We start from the raw sequence: 13,502 nt of genomic DNA on the forward strand, positions 1-13,502 counted from the left end.
TCCGTCGTCGGCAGCGTCAGATGTGTATAAGAGACAGGGCCTGGCCCGCTCCACCCGCCCGAAGCCCACGAAAGGAAACCCGTGACCACCACCGACATCGAGGTCGTCGCGACGAGGCGGCCGCTCAATCGCGGAATGATCCGTCGTCTGCTCAGCCGCCCGGAGATCGGAGCGCTCGTCGCCGCCCTCGCGGTCATGATCTTCTTCTCCGTCTACACGACCACCTTCTTCACCCTTCCGGGCGCCGGAGTCTGGCTGGAGTCCGCATCCACCTTCGGGATCATGGCCGTGGCCGTCGCGATGCTCATGATCGGCGGAGAGTTCGACCTCTCCGCCGGTGTGATGACGGGATTCACCGCCCTGATCGTCGGCGTGCTCACCACCCACTACGGGCTCAACATCTGGATCGCCGTCGTCATCGCCCTCGCCGTGGCCCTGGCCGTGGGAGCCCTCAACGGCTACCTCGTGATGCGGACCGGTCTCCCGAGCTTCATCGTGACGCTCGGCACCTTCTTCGTCCTCGCGGGCATCGACCTGGCCGTGACCAAGCTCATCACCGGCCAGGTGGCGATCGAGGGCATGACCTCCGTCCCCCTCTACAACTCGATCCAGCCGCTGTTCGGGTCCTCGATCCAGATCGGCGGCGGCACCTTCTACGTGTCGGTCCTCTGGTGGTTCCTCGTCACCGCCGTCGCCACCTGGGTGCTCCTGCGCACGCGCGCCGGGAACTGGGTATTCGCGGTGGGCGGCGCGCTGAACTCGTCGCGTCAGGTCGGCGTCCCCATCATGAAGACCAAGGTCGGGCTGTTCATGACCACGGCAGGCGCGGGCTGGCTCGTCGGAATGATCTCGCTCTTCCGCACCTCGACCGTGCAGGCGAACACCGGCGTCGGCCAGGAGTTCATCTACATCATCTGCGCCGTCGTCGGCGGCTGCCTGCTGACCGGCGGCTTCGGCTCGGCTGTGGGCGCCGCCCTCGGCGCCCTGATCTACGGGATGGTCTTCCAAGGCATCACCTTCGCCCAGTGGGACACCAACTGGCTCCGCACCTTCCTCGGCGCGATGCTGTTGCTGGCCGTGTTGCTCAACCACTGGGTCCGCATTCGAGCAGGAGGCTCACGATGAGCACGACGACCACATCGACGACGACCACGGCGTCCGGCCGGCACATCATCGAGGTCCGGGACATCGGGAAGCGGTACGGAGCGGTCGACGCACTGCACGGGGTCTCCACGGCGGTGTCCGCCGGAGAGGTGACCTGCGTCCTGGGCGACAACGGCGCCGGGAAGTCGACCTTCATCAAGATGCTGGCGGGCGCCCACAGCCCGAGCCACGGAGAGATCCTCCTGGATGGTCGGCCCGTGACCTTCGGGTCCCCGCGTGACGCCCTGGATGCGGGGATCGCGACCGTCTACCAGGACCTCGCCGTCATCCCGCTGATGCCCGTCTGGAGGAACTTCTTCCTGGGCTCGGAGATCACGCGAGGATGGGGACCGTTCCGGCGCCTCGACGTGAAGAAGATGAAGACCATCACGTACACCGAGCTCGCGAACATGGGCATCGACCTGCGCGACGTCGACCAGGCGATCGGGACCCTCTCGGGAGGCGAACGGCAGTGCGTCGCCATCGCCCGGGCCGTCTACTTCGGGGCCCGCGTGCTGATCCTCGACGAGCCGACGGCAGCGCTCGGGGTCAAGCAGTCCGGGGTGGTGCTGCGCTACATCGCGCGGGCACGCGATCGCGGGCTCGGGGTGGTCTTCATCACCCACAATCCGCATCACGCCTACCCGGTCGGCGACCGCTTCCTGCTTCTCAACCGGGGAACCAGTCAGGGCGACTTCGCAAAATCCGAGGTCACGCTGGCCGAGCTCACCAGCCTCATGGCCGGAGGCGCAGAGCTCGACACGCTCGCGCACGAACTCGAGCGGACGCCCTGACGGCCTGACGGGCTAACGGCCTGACGGCCTGACTCGCGCCGCGCCGGCCTGACGCCGCGACTCCGCGCCGTTCGGCCGGCTCAGCGCGCCAGCGGCCGGTAGCGGAGCCGGACGACGCCGTTGCCGAAGCGGTGCTCGTCGAGCAGTTCGAGGGCGGCACGCGTCCCCGCCGGGAGCCCCGGCTTGCCGCCGCCGACGACCAGCGGCATGACGTAGAGCTGGAGTTCGCCGACCAGCCCGGCCGAGAACGCCTGGGCCGCGAGCTCCGCACCTCCGATCAGGACGTCGCGCGGGGCGGAGGCCAGGAGTTCCCGAACTGCGGCCGGGTCGAAGTCGCGTTCGATCCGGGTACGGGAGGTGGAGGCGGCGGCCAGGGTCCGCGAATACACCACCTTGTCCGGCGCCTGCCACGCCGCAGCGAACCCGGCGAACGGTGCGGACTGGGCGGCGAGGCCGGTGTCGATCTCCCAGACGGCCATCTTCTCGTACAGCCTCCGCCCGTACAGGAGGGTGCCGACCGACCGCAGCAGGTCGGTGTGGGACTGGAACACCTCGTCGTCGACGGGGAGGAAGTCGAACGCGCCGCTCTCATCCTCGATGTAGCCGTCGAGGGTCACATTCGCTGCATAGATCAGTTGCGCCATGAGGCGAATGTAGCCTCGAACGCGTCGAGCGCCTCGTCTGCGTCTCCGCTCGCCCAGCTCTCCAGCGCGATGACGCCGCTGTAGCCGAGAGCCGTCAATTCCTCCGCTATCCGCTGGTAGCGGATCTCTCCGGTGCCCGGCTCGCACCGGCCCGGGACATCCGCCACCTGCACCTCGCCGATGTACGGGAACGCATCGCGGACGAGCTGGACCAGATTCCCCTCCCCGATCTGCGCGTGATACAGATCGAGGTTGAGGCGGAGCGCGGGATGGTCCACTGCGGCCACGAGCGCCAGCGTGTCGGCCGCCCGCGCGAACGGGGTTCCCGGATGGTCGACCGCGGTGTTCAGATTCTCCAGCGTGAAGATCCTGCCGGCGTCCCCGGCCAGCTCGGCCAGCCGTCGAAGCGTGTCACCGGCGGCGAGCCAATCCCCGCCTGTGACTTCGCGGCCCGGCGAGACCGGGATTCCGTGGGCATCGAGACCGGTGCCGTGAAGATTGAGCCGAGGACAATCGAGGACGTCCGCTGCATGCAGCGACTCCCCGGCGGTCGAGAGGAGCTCGGCGATGCCGTCCTCGGTGACGAGATCGCCGCGCAGGTATCCGGTCATGGACGAGAACGTGGCGCCGGTGGCGGCGAGCCCGCCCAGGTCCTTCGACGACCAGTCCCAGATCTCGACCTCGAGTCCCCGCTCGTGGATGCGCTGCACCCGCTCGATGAACGGGCGTTCGAGGTACAGCATTTCCGCGGAAGCGGCGAGCCGGTAGGGCATCAGCCGACATCCACCCGAACGGTGAGACCGGTCTCCGCCGAGCGCTGGGCGGCGTCGGCCAGGATCAGTGCCGCCCGGCCGTCCTCGTAGCTCGGGCTGGTCGACGCTTCGCCGCGGACGAGCTTGACGAACTCGCGGAGCTCGGCCGCGTACGCCTCGGCGTAACGCTCGAGGAAGAAGTCCTGGTACGGCGGCTTGGCCTCCACCGCGCTCGCGGTGGAGAGACTGACCAGGCTGGTCGGCGCATTCGCGACCTGCAGCATCCCCTGGGAGCCGAACGCTTCGATGCGCTGGTCGTACCCGACAGCGCTGTGCCGGGAGTTGATGATCGTCACCATCGCCCCCGAGGAGGAGAGCAATGTCGAGACCGCGGTGTCGTAGTCGCCGTGCTCGCGAGCGCCCGCGTCGAAGAGGACGGATCCGGCGGCGCGCACCTCGACGATGTCGGGGAGGAAGAACCGGGCCATGTCGAAGTCGTGGATCGTCATGTCCCGGAAGATGCCTCCCGAGACCGCGACATAGGCGGCGGGCGGAGCCGACGGGTCCCGGCTGATGATGGAGAGCTGCTCCAGCTCGCCGATCTCGCCGGCCGCCACCCGGGCGCGCGCGGCCGCGAACGAGGGATCGAACCGCCGGTTGAATCCGAGCGCGACGGGGACGCCGGAGCCGGCGACCGCCGGACGCAGAGCATCCACTCGGGCGATGTCGAGATCGATCGGCTTCTCGCACAGCACGGGGATGCCGGCGCTCACGGCGGCGCCGATCAGGTCGACATGCGTCGGAGTCGGGGATGCGATGAGCACCGCGTCGACGTCCGCGGCCGCCAGGACTTCCTCGGCCGATTCGGTGACCCTCCCGCCGTAGGCTGCGGCGACGGAACGCGCACCCTCCACGATGGGGTCGCAGACCCAGGCGAGCGTGGTCGCGGGGTCGGCGGCGATGCTCCGGGCGTGGACCTGGCCGATTCTGCCGGTGCCGATCAGACCGAACCGAAGGGGCGTCTCTGTCACTGTTCTTCCTGTCTTCCTGTGTTCAGCCGGGGTCAGCACCATGGCCGCAGGAACTCGCGGCTGGCGTGCTGGTCGTGTTCTCTGTGCCGGAGGAACTCAGCGAGGGGCGAGCCGGGCGCGGGGAGCACATCCTGCTCCACCACGATCCAGCCGTCGTAGCCGAGCTCGTCCATCGCGTTCAGGACAGCCGGCAGGTCGATGTCGCCGCGGCCGAAGGCGACGAAGGCGCCGGAGGACCACACCTCGGTCATCCCACCGCCCGCTCCGGTGACGCTGTTCAGCCGGGCGGTGTCGACGTCCTTCAGATGGAGGTGGTTGATGCGCGGACCCCAGCGGCGCACGGCCTCGAGCGGGTCGCCTCCACCGAGCAGCAGATGACCGGTGTCGAGTGTGAGGTCCACATCCACCAGTTCGAGGAAGCGGTCGATCTCGTCCGGCGCTTCGACGAAGGTGCCGGCGTGATGGTGGAACGTCGGTTCCAAGCCGGCGGCGCGGACGCGCGACGCGGCGCGTTCCGTGTTCCGGGCGAGCCGCTCCCAGCCGGCGGCATCCAGGCCTCCTCCGGTCCGCTGGAACGATGACTTCCGCTCGGCGGACCCGTGGTCCGCGAGCGTCGGCTTCGGCAGCCGCCCCCGGGACGATGCCGCGGCGTCGCTGAAGATGCGCAGCGCCTCCTCGAGCTCCGGGAGGCTGTCCTCGAACGCCTCATCGTCGGAGAACGGCAACTCCACCCATCCCCCGGCCAGGTCGACGCCGAACCGGTCGAGTCGCCGGCGCAGCTCGTCTCCGCGCCCGAGAAAGCCGAGCGGGCCCAGGTCGATGCCGGTGTAGCCCGTGCGGACGAGGATCTCCAGCATCTCGTCCGGACCGACGGTCTCGGCGCCCTCCGGCGTCATCTCGAAGACTCCGAAGCTCACCGGCGCGCCGGCCGCAGCCGCCTTCATGCCCCGTCCCCTCGGCCGAGGAGCGGTCGCTGCGCGGCCCGCTGCTTCTCGTACTCCGCTCGTGCCTCCTGGGTCGAGGGAAGGGTCGACACTTCCGCCACCGGCACATCCCACCATCCCTCGCCGTCCGGCCCGTAGATCAGCGGGTCGCTATCGATGTGGATCACCGTCGGCCCCCCGGCTGCCTTCGCTGTCCGGATCGCGGAGCCGAGCTCATCCAGAGCCGCAGGTCCCGGCTGGATCTCGATGACGTCGACGCCGTAACTGCGCGCGTTCATCGCCAGGTCGACGGGGAGGACCTCGTCCCCCTGGAAATTGCGGGCGCGCGGATCATAGGCGCGGTACTTCGTCCCGAAGCGGTCGGCCCCCACGGTCTCGGAGAGGTGCCCGATGGAGGCGAAGCCGTGGTTCTGCACGATCACGACGATGAGTTTGATGCGCTCGGCCACGGCCGTCACCAGCTCCGAGTGGAGCATCAGGTACGACCCGTCGCCGACCATGACGATCACATCCCGGTCGTCCCCCGCGGCCAGCAGGCCGCGTTTCACTCCCAGACCTCCGGCGATCTCGTAGCCCATGCACGAGAAGGCATATTCGACGTGATAGCCGAGCGGGTCCCGCACGCGCCAGAGTTTATGCAGGTCTCCGGGCAGGGAGCCGGCGGCTTGCACGATGACATCGCGAGGATCGCTGGCGGCGTGGACGGCCCCGATGATCGCCGGCTGCCCGGGAAGTCCGGTTCCGGTCTGTTCGGTTGCGGCCGGCTTCAGAGCGACGTCGACGATCGCGTCCCATCCGGCCTTCTCACTGCGGATGCGCTCGGCATACGCGTCGGCGATGCGGTGCCGTGCCAGTTCCGCCGTCAGGGAGGTGAGCGCCTCCCGGGCATCGGCGACGACCGGCAACTCCGTTCCGTTCTTGTACGCGTCGAAGGAGGCCACATTGATGTTCACGAATCGGACGGACGGGTGCTGGAACGCCGTGCGCGACGCCGTCGTGAAGTCGCTGTACCGGGTGCCGATGCCGATGACGAGATCCGCCTCGGCGGCGATCCGGTTCGCGGCTGCGGTGCCGGTGGCTCCCACGGCGCCGAGATACTGCGGATGATCCCAGAGCATCGAACCGCCGCCCGCCTGGGTGGTTCCGACGGGGATTCCCGTCGCCTCGGCGAACGCCCGCAGTGCGTCCTCGGCTCCGGAGTAGATCACGCCGCCTCCGGCGACGATGAACGGCCGTTCCGCAGCACGGATGGCCGCGACGGCCGAGCCCAGAGGGTCGCGCTCCGGCAGCGGACGACGGATACGCCACTCCCGATCGGCGAGGAATTCGACCGGCACCTCGATGGTCTCGGCCTGCACATCCTCGGGCAGCGCGATGGTGACCGCGCCGGTCTCCGCCGGATCGGTCAGCACGCGCAGTGCCCCGAGCGCGATCGAATACAGCTGCTCCGGCCGCTGCACGCGGTCGAAGAAGCGGGAAAGCGGCCGGAACGCGTCGTTCACGGTGAGCCCGATGTCGTGCGGCTGCTCGAGCTGTTGCAGCACAGGATCCGCCACCCGGGTCGCGAAGGTGTCGCTCGGCAGCAGCAGCGCCGGGAGCCGGTTCGTCGTCGCCAGCGCTGCCCCCGTGAGCATGTTCGTCGCGCCCGGCCCGACGGACGCCGTCGATGCGTACGTCCCACGGCGGCGGTGGATGCGCGCGTAGCCCACGGATTCGTGCACCATGGCCTGCTCGTTCCGCGCCTGGTAATAGGGCATCAGGTCCGGCTGCCGGCTGTTGAGCTGCGCGAGCGCCTGGCCGATGCCGGCCACGTTGCCGTGCCCGAAGATGCCGAAGACACCGGGGATGGTGCGTTCGCGATGATCGCCGTCGACCGTCCACTGGTGGGCCAGGAATTCGATGAGCGCCTGGCCCACCGTCAATCGTTTCGTCGCCGCCATCAGCGCCGGCCTTCCTTCTCGCTGGAATATGGGAGTCGCGCGTCCATTGCTTGCCCGGCCCACGTGTCGCGCACCCACGCATGAGCGGGATCGTCGGAGATCAGCCAGGCCCGCTCCGGGCCGGGACCTGCCATGACGTTCAGGTAGTAAAGGTCGTAGCCGGGGGCCGCGACAGCGGGGCCGTGGTAGCCGAAGGGCACGAGAGCGATGTCGCCGGAGTGCACGAGACCGTCGATCTCGATCTCGCCGGCCACCGACGAGTACGCGCTGAAGACGCCGAACGGCTCCCCCGCCGCCTCCCGGCCCCTCTCGGTCGCCGCCTCGAAGTAGTAGATCTCCTCGAGACGCGATTCGTGGCCCGGAATGGCCTCGTCGTGCTTGTGCGGCGGATAGGACGACCAGTTCCCGGCCGGGGTCACGACCTCGCAGACGATGAGCCGGACCGCATCCAGAGCCCCCGGGACGCCGAAGTTGTGCACTTGGCGGCTGGACTGACCGGCGCCTCGCAGCTCTACCGGCGTCTCGGAGGCCGGCAGGTAGCGGGACGGACGGTCCTCGTCGGTGGACGACGTGGCCACGGCGACCCGCCCGCGGCCGGTGAGCGTCCCGGTGGACGATGCGCCGAGATACAGCACGTCGGTCGCGCCGTCGAAGACGCTCGCGCGTCCGGTCAGCTCGGTGGTCCCTGCACCCTGCTTTCCGTCGTGCGTCACTGTGAACGAACCGGCGAGGGGCACCACCATCGCCTCGGTCCCGGCGCCCGGGAGGACGAGTTCGTCGCCGGCCGCTAGCTCGGCGACGCGCAGACCGGTGTGCTGCCAGCCGGGCTCCGACGCATCGACGACGCTCTCCCATCCCTCCCGGGAGAGATCGCCCCGGCGCCGCAGCCAGTGGTTGTGGTCGGCGGCCATCAGTCGTTCTGCGGGAAGCCGAGGTTGATGCCGCCGTGCGACGGATCGAGCCACCGGCTGGTGATCGCCTTCTGCTGGGTGAAGAACCGGACGCCCTCGGCGCCGTGCGCCTTCGTGTCGCCGAACAGCGAGTCCTTCCAGCCGCCGAACGAGAAGGTGGCCACCGGGACCGGGATGGGGACGTTGATGCCGATCATCCCGACCTGGATGTCCCGCTGGAACCGTCGCGCAGCCCCGCCGTCGTTGGTGAAGATGGCCGTGCCGTTGCCGAAGGCGCTGGAGTTGATCAGGTCGACGCCGTCCTCGTAGCTGGCGACCCGCACGATGGACAGGACGGGCCCGAAGATCTCCTCGGTGTAGGCGCGGCTGCCGGTCGGGACGCGGTCGAGCAGCGTCGGGCCGAGCCAGAAGCCGTTCGCGTCCCCGTCCGGGTTGACCTCGCGGCCGTCGGTGACGACGGTCGCGCCGTCGTTCGCCGCGATGTCGATGTAGGAGGCGACCTTGTCCCGGTGCTGACGGGTGACCAGCGGACCCATGTCGCAGCCGCGGCGACCGTCTCCGACACGCAGGCCGGCGATCCGCTCGGTGATCTTCTGCACGAGGTCGTCGGCCACCGGTTCGACGGCGACGATGACAGAGATGGCCATGCAGCGCTCGCCCGCTGAGCCGAAGCCCGCATTGATCGCGCTGTCCGCTGTCACGTCGAGATCCGCATCGGGCAGGACGAGCATGTGGTTCTTCGCCCCGCCGAGGGCCTGGACCCGCTTGCCGTGCGCCGTGCCCGTTTCGTAGACGTACTTCGCGATCGGGGTCGACCCGACGAAGCTGACGGCTGCGACCTCCGGGTGCGTCAGCAGGCCGTCGACCGCCTCCTTGTCCCCGTTGAGAACGGTGAACACGCCGTCGGGGAGGCCGGCCTCCTTCCACAGCCGGGCCATCCACAGCGCCGCGGACGGGTCCTTCTCGCTCGGCTTGAGGATGACCGCATTGCCTGCGGCGATCGCGATGGGGAAGAACCACGCGGGGACCATCGCCGGGAAGTTGAACGGCGAGATGATGGCGACCACGCCGAGCGGCTGACGGGTCGAGTACACGTCGATGCCGGTGGAGACCTGTTCGGAGAACTCGCCCTTCAGGTGATGGGCGAGGCCGGTGGCGAACTCCACGACTTCCTGTCCGCGGCTGATCTCGCCCAGCGCGTCCGAGAGCACCTTCCCGTGTTCCGAGGTGATGATCTCGGCGAGCTCGCCCTTGCGGGCATCCAGAAGTTCGCGGAACCGGAAGAGCACGGCTTGGCGCTTGGCCAGCGAGAGGTCCCGCCACCCCGGGAACGCGGCCGCGGCGCTCGCCACCGCGGCGTCGATCTCCGCCCGATCGGCGAGGGCGACCCGTTTGGTCTCGACGCCGAGCGCCGGATCGAACACGGGTGCGGTCCGCCCGCTGCTCGACGGATACTCGGCCCCGTCGATCCAATGCGGGACGATCGGGAGGTCCCCCTCGGAGGTTCCTGCGGTGAGGATGGTCTCGGTGGTGCTCATTGCGATTCCTAACAGTCGGGGTTCGAGCCGTTTAGCGGACGGAAGGGACAGTACTGAGGCTGGGGTGCACGAGCCGCGCCGCGGTGTCGACGGCATCGGCGACGTTCCCGTCGGGCGGGTACAGCAGTGTACGGCCGACGGTCAGGCCGCGCACGCCGGGCAGCGTGAGGGCGTCCTCCCAGGCGGCGAACGTCTCCTCGGGGTCCTCGCCGGAATCGCCGCCGAGCAGGACGGTCGGCATGGTCGTCGCCGCCATCACCCGCTCCATATCGTCGACCACCGGGAGCTTCATCCACGTGTACGCGCTGCTCGCGCCGAGCCCGGAGGCGATCGCAATGGAGGTGATGACCGAGTCCGGGTCGAGCTGGTTGACGATGCGACCGTCGGCCCAGACGCTCACGAACGGTTCGAGCATGATGGGCAGCCCCGCCCGGCTCGACTCCGTGACGGCGCGCGCCGTGGTCTCGAGGGTGCGAGCCGTCGACGGATCGGACAGGTTGATGCGGATCAGCGCCTTGGCGAAGTCGATCCCCGAGGCGACCATCGTCGGCACGTCGAACCCGGTGTAGCGATCGTCCATTTCGAAGGAGGAGCCGCGCAAGCCGCCACGGTTCATCGAGCCGACCACGATCTTGTTGTGCAGCAAGCCCAGCAGAGCCAGATCGTCGATGATGTCCGGGGTGCCGAGCACACCATCCACACCGGGATGGCTCAGCGCGACGGCGAGCCGTTCGAGCAGGCCGTAGCGGTCGGCCATCGCCATCGGATCGTGGCCGACGCCGAGGGAACCGCGAGCGGGGTGATCGGCGGCAATGATGAACAGCCGGCCGTCCCCCTCGAGGAGAGTCCGGCGCTGCCGGCTGACCAGGCGCTGACGGATCGCTTCCGGCCGTTCCGCCCGCAACTCCGGCAGGCGGCGGATGAGCGCGGCATCGACGTTGCCGGCCATCAGAGACCCCGGACCAGGAGGGAGTCGACCTCATCGCTCGTCGGCATCGCCGTCGAGCACTCGCGCCGGGTGGCGACGATCGCCCCCGCGACGTTGGCGAATCGCACGACGCGCTCCAGGTCCCACCCCTCCAGCAGGCCGTGACAGAGGGCGCCGCCGAACGCATCCCCGGCCCCGAGCCCGTTGACGACCTCCACGGGGAACGGGTCGACCTCGACCGTCTCCTCGCGGGTCTTCGCCAGGACGCCCCGCGGACCCTGTTTGACGATCGCCAGATCCACACCCCGCTCGAGCAGCGCATCCGCCGCCCGCACCGGGTCCGTCTCGCCGACGGCCACCTCGCACTCTTCACGATTTCCGACCGCGACGGTCATGAACGGAAGGGCCGCCTGGATCTGCTCACGCGCCGCATCCCTGTCGGCCCAGAACATCGGCCGGTAGTCGAGATCGAGCACCGTGTGGCCTCGGCGGCCACGCGCGCGGTAGGCGGCGAAGTGCGCGGCCCGGCTCGGTTCCTGGCTCAGCCCGGTGACGGTGGACCAGAGGATCCCCGCATTCACGATCTTCTCGAGCGGAAGGTCGAGGGGCTCGATGTTGAGGTCGGGCGCCTTCGGCTCCCGGTAGAAGTAGAGCGGGAAGTTGTCGGGAGGGAAGATCTCGCAGAACGTCACCGGTGTGTTCAGCGTCGGGTCCGTGCGAACCTCCTCGGCGCTGACCTGCAGGCGCTCCAGTTCACGCAGAAGATAGCGGCCGAACGGGTCCGCGCCGACGCGGGAGATGAGCGCGACCGCGTGGCCATGCCGAGCCGCGGCCACGCTGACGTTCGCCGCGCTTCCGCCGAGATACTTGCCGAAGGTGGAGACGTCCTCCAGGCCCACTCCGTCTTGCAGGGGGTAGAGATCGACTCCGAGTCTTCCCATGGCGACGACTTCCGCCGCTTCTGTGCTGGTGCCCACATCTCCCCTAGCGTCTACAGTCATCGATGACCGGTTCGGAACGATGTCCTAACAATAGCGCAAGCTCCGGTCTCTCCTCCTGTCGAATGCGGTGAGAGGTAATATTGTCGGAACAATCGGTTGATTGCCCACGAAGGGGAGACCATGTCGAACGTCGAGACCGTGTGGCCGGACGAACTGTTCGCGGATCTTGACCGCAGCGGGCCGATTCCGCTGTACTTCCAGATCTCGAGCAGGCTCGAAGAGGCCATCCGCTCCGGATCGATCCCCGCCGGGAGCCGCCTGGAGAACGAGATCGCGATCGGACACCGCCTCAGTCTCTCGCGTCCGACCGTGCGCCGGGCGATCCAGGAGCTGGTGGACCGTGGTCTGCTGGTGCGCCGGCGGGGCATCGGGACGCAGGTGGTGCAGGGACAGGTCACCCGGCCTGTCGAGCTCACCAGCCTGTTCGAGGATCTTCGGACGACCAACCACGAGCCGGGCACCAACGTGCTCACCTACGAGATCATCCCCGCCGACGAGGTCGTCGCCGAGCATCTGGCCATCGCACCGGGCGATGAGGTGGTCCACGTGCGCCGGCAGCGGCTCTCGGACGGCACACCGGTCGCGGTCCTCGAGAACTACCTCCCCGTCGAGTTCGCGTACATCACGGCCGCGCAGCTGGAGACCCGGGGCCTCTACCAGGCCCTCCGCGCCCGGGGCGTGACCATTCAGATCGCCAAGCAGAAGATCGGCGCCCGGCGCGAGCAGCACGACGAACACGATCTGCTGGACATCTCGAAGGGAAGCCCGGTGCTGACGATGGAGCGCATCGCCTACGACAATTCGGGGCGGGCCATCGAATACGGCCAGCACTGCTACCGACCCGACATGTACAGCTTCGAGACGACGCTCGTCGCCAAATAGAGAGTTCTCACGACGCATCGCTGCGAGCACTTATCCACAGCCGTCCGCAGCCGTCTGGGCTTCGCTCGGGCTTGCGGGCTACGATCGGCAGATGATGAGTTGGACGCCCGTGCCGGAAGAAGATGCTCCTGTGATGGCCGAGGCCGTCGGCGCGACCGCCTTCTCCTACCTGGGCGGATGGGACGCACTCCACTCCCTTTCCGTGCGCTTCTACTTCAACGAGTCCCGTGCGATCGTCTGGGCCGACCTCACACAGAACACTCTCGATGGCCAGCTCGCTGCGGTCTCCGCATTCGCAGAGGTGCGCGACTGCTACGCCGGCGAACTAGAACTCGAACTTCGGTTCGGGAGCGAATCCACCGACGATGCGCAAGTCGCCGACAGCGCTCGTATTGCTGTAGCCAAGTAGACGCGGATGTCCGGCACCTCGTTCGCCGAGCGGCACCTCTCACGCTCCGCGGACCATCGTCAAACGGCAGAGCGGTTGTTCGATGCCGACGAGGAGTGGGCGACAGTCGCCTACTTCTATGCGTGCTACCGAGCCGTGCGAGCAGCTTTCTACGCTGACGAGCGACTGAACAGCGACGCCGGGGCGCGCGCCGTTCATCCCAAGCTCACGGCCAGCAGCAGACACGTCGACTTCCACAACGGCCACCCGAGCAGGGGACCCGGTATCAACGATGTCGTTCGGTTTCTGTACTCGCAGATCCACCCCGAGTACGAGTTCCTCCACGTCCGGAGCAACGAGGTCCGCTACGGAGCTGGCATCACGACGGGAACGCTAGCCGACTCGAAGGCGCTGGCTGACACGGTGTTGGCGTTTCTGCGTGATGAGGACCTCATCAGCGACTGAGCTTCACGCGCGGGACAGGATAAGGCCGCATCCGGAGTGTTCTAGTGGAGCCGCCCAAGGGAATCGAACCCTTGACCTTCTCATTACGAGTGAGATGCTCTGCCGACTGAGCTAGGGCGGCGTGGGTCGGGCTTCCGCCCG

Annotated in this window: 14 protein-coding genes and 1 tRNA gene; 5 read left to right on the forward strand and 10 right to left on the reverse strand. The window is 68.4% G+C overall.

Translation table 11 applies throughout. The features are described 5' to 3' along the window. Nucleotides 1-81 precede the first annotated feature (81 nt). Nucleotides 82-1,125 carry an ABC transporter permease gene (locus ACPYOG_RS08560; RefSeq protein ID WP_481293813.1) on the forward strand — a complete coding sequence of 348 codons (1,044 nt, stop codon included), beginning with the start codon at nucleotides 82-84 and terminating at the stop codon, nucleotides 1,123-1,125. Next, nucleotides 1,122-1,937 carry an ATP-binding cassette domain-containing protein gene (locus ACPYOG_RS08565; protein WP_481293814.1) on the forward strand — a complete coding sequence of 272 codons (816 nt, stop codon included), beginning with the start codon at nucleotides 1,122-1,124 and terminating at the stop codon, nucleotides 1,935-1,937. The genes ACPYOG_RS08560 and ACPYOG_RS08565 overlap by 4 nt, the downstream gene beginning before the upstream one ends. 80 nt (nucleotides 1,938-2,017) lie before the next feature. On the opposite strand, the gene ACPYOG_RS08570 is transcribed toward ACPYOG_RS08565, so the two are convergent. The 9 genes from ACPYOG_RS08570 to iolC are packed head-to-tail and all read right to left on the reverse strand — an operon-like array spanning nucleotide 2,018 to nucleotide 11,626. After that, on the reverse strand, nucleotides 2,018-2,581 hold the full coding sequence (locus ACPYOG_RS08570) for a dihydrofolate reductase family protein (RefSeq protein ID WP_481293815.1): 564 nt from the start codon (nucleotides 2,579-2,581) through the stop codon (nucleotides 2,018-2,020). Then, on the reverse strand, nucleotides 2,569-3,354 hold the full coding sequence (locus ACPYOG_RS08575; RefSeq protein WP_481293816.1) for a TIM barrel protein: 786 nt from the start codon (nucleotides 3,352-3,354) through the stop codon (nucleotides 2,569-2,571). The genes ACPYOG_RS08570 and ACPYOG_RS08575 overlap by 13 nt, the downstream gene beginning before the upstream one ends. Beyond that, nucleotides 3,354-4,364, reverse strand: coding sequence for an inositol 2-dehydrogenase (gene iolG, locus ACPYOG_RS08580; RefSeq protein WP_481293817.1), 1,011 nt, complete (start codon nucleotides 4,362-4,364; stop codon nucleotides 3,354-3,356). Before iolG ends, ACPYOG_RS08575 begins: the two co-directional genes overlap by 1 nt. 32 nt (nucleotides 4,365-4,396) lie before the next feature. Then, on the reverse strand, nucleotides 4,397-5,308 hold the full coding sequence (locus tag ACPYOG_RS08585; RefSeq protein ID WP_481293818.1) for a sugar phosphate isomerase/epimerase family protein: 912 nt from the start codon (nucleotides 5,306-5,308) through the stop codon (nucleotides 4,397-4,399). Next, on the reverse strand, nucleotides 5,305-7,248 hold the full coding sequence (iolD, locus tag ACPYOG_RS08590; RefSeq protein WP_481293819.1) for a 3D-(3,5/4)-trihydroxycyclohexane-1,2-dione acylhydrolase (decyclizing): 1,944 nt from the start codon (nucleotides 7,246-7,248) through the stop codon (nucleotides 5,305-5,307). Before iolD ends, ACPYOG_RS08585 begins: the two co-directional genes overlap by 4 nt. Beyond that, nucleotides 7,248-8,159: a 5-deoxy-glucuronate isomerase gene (gene iolB / locus ACPYOG_RS08595; RefSeq protein WP_481293820.1), complete on the reverse strand. Its 912-nt coding sequence runs from the start codon at nucleotides 8,157-8,159 to the stop codon at nucleotides 7,248-7,250. Before iolB ends, iolD begins: the two co-directional genes overlap by 1 nt. After that, nucleotides 8,159-9,697 (reverse strand): CoA-acylating methylmalonate-semialdehyde dehydrogenase, encoded by a 1,539-nt coding sequence (locus ACPYOG_RS08600; protein WP_481293821.1) that lies wholly within the window; start codon nucleotides 9,695-9,697, stop codon nucleotides 8,159-8,161. Before ACPYOG_RS08600 ends, iolB begins: the two co-directional genes overlap by 1 nt. 31 nt (nucleotides 9,698-9,728) lie before the next feature. Further along, nucleotides 9,729-10,646: a class I fructose-bisphosphate aldolase gene (locus ACPYOG_RS08605; protein ID WP_481293822.1), complete on the reverse strand. Its 918-nt coding sequence runs from the start codon at nucleotides 10,644-10,646 to the stop codon at nucleotides 9,729-9,731. Continuing rightward, nucleotides 10,646-11,626 (reverse strand): 5-dehydro-2-deoxygluconokinase, encoded by a 981-nt coding sequence (gene iolC / locus ACPYOG_RS08610; protein WP_481293823.1) that lies wholly within the window; start codon nucleotides 11,624-11,626, stop codon nucleotides 10,646-10,648. The genes ACPYOG_RS08605 and iolC overlap by 1 nt, the downstream gene beginning before the upstream one ends. Nucleotides 11,627-11,746: 120 nt before the next feature. Between iolC and ACPYOG_RS08615 the strand changes: the two genes are divergently transcribed. The 3 genes from ACPYOG_RS08615 to ACPYOG_RS08625 all read left to right on the forward strand — a co-directional run bounded on the left by ACPYOG_RS08615 (nucleotide 11,747) and on the right by ACPYOG_RS08625 (nucleotide 13,361). After that, nucleotides 11,747-12,508 carry a GntR family transcriptional regulator gene (locus tag ACPYOG_RS08615; RefSeq protein ID WP_481293824.1) on the forward strand — a complete coding sequence of 254 codons (762 nt, stop codon included), beginning with the start codon at nucleotides 11,747-11,749 and terminating at the stop codon, nucleotides 12,506-12,508. Nucleotides 12,509-12,599: 91 nt separating this feature from the next. After that, nucleotides 12,600-12,917, forward strand: a complete 318-nt coding sequence (locus ACPYOG_RS08620; RefSeq protein ID WP_481293825.1) for a hypothetical protein — start codon at nucleotides 12,600-12,602, stop codon at nucleotides 12,915-12,917. 6 nt (nucleotides 12,918-12,923) lie between these two features. Then, nucleotides 12,924-13,361, forward strand: coding sequence for a hypothetical protein (locus ACPYOG_RS08625; protein ID WP_481293826.1), 438 nt, complete (start codon nucleotides 12,924-12,926; stop codon nucleotides 13,359-13,361). A 45-nt stretch (nucleotides 13,362-13,406) separates the two neighbouring features. Here ACPYOG_RS08625 and ACPYOG_RS08630 read toward each other — a convergent pair. Next, nucleotides 13,407-13,482, reverse strand: a tRNA-Thr gene (locus ACPYOG_RS08630). Nucleotides 13,483-13,502: the final 20 nt, after the last annotated feature.

The organism is Leifsonia sp. HAY1-4F, assembly GCF_056755275.1.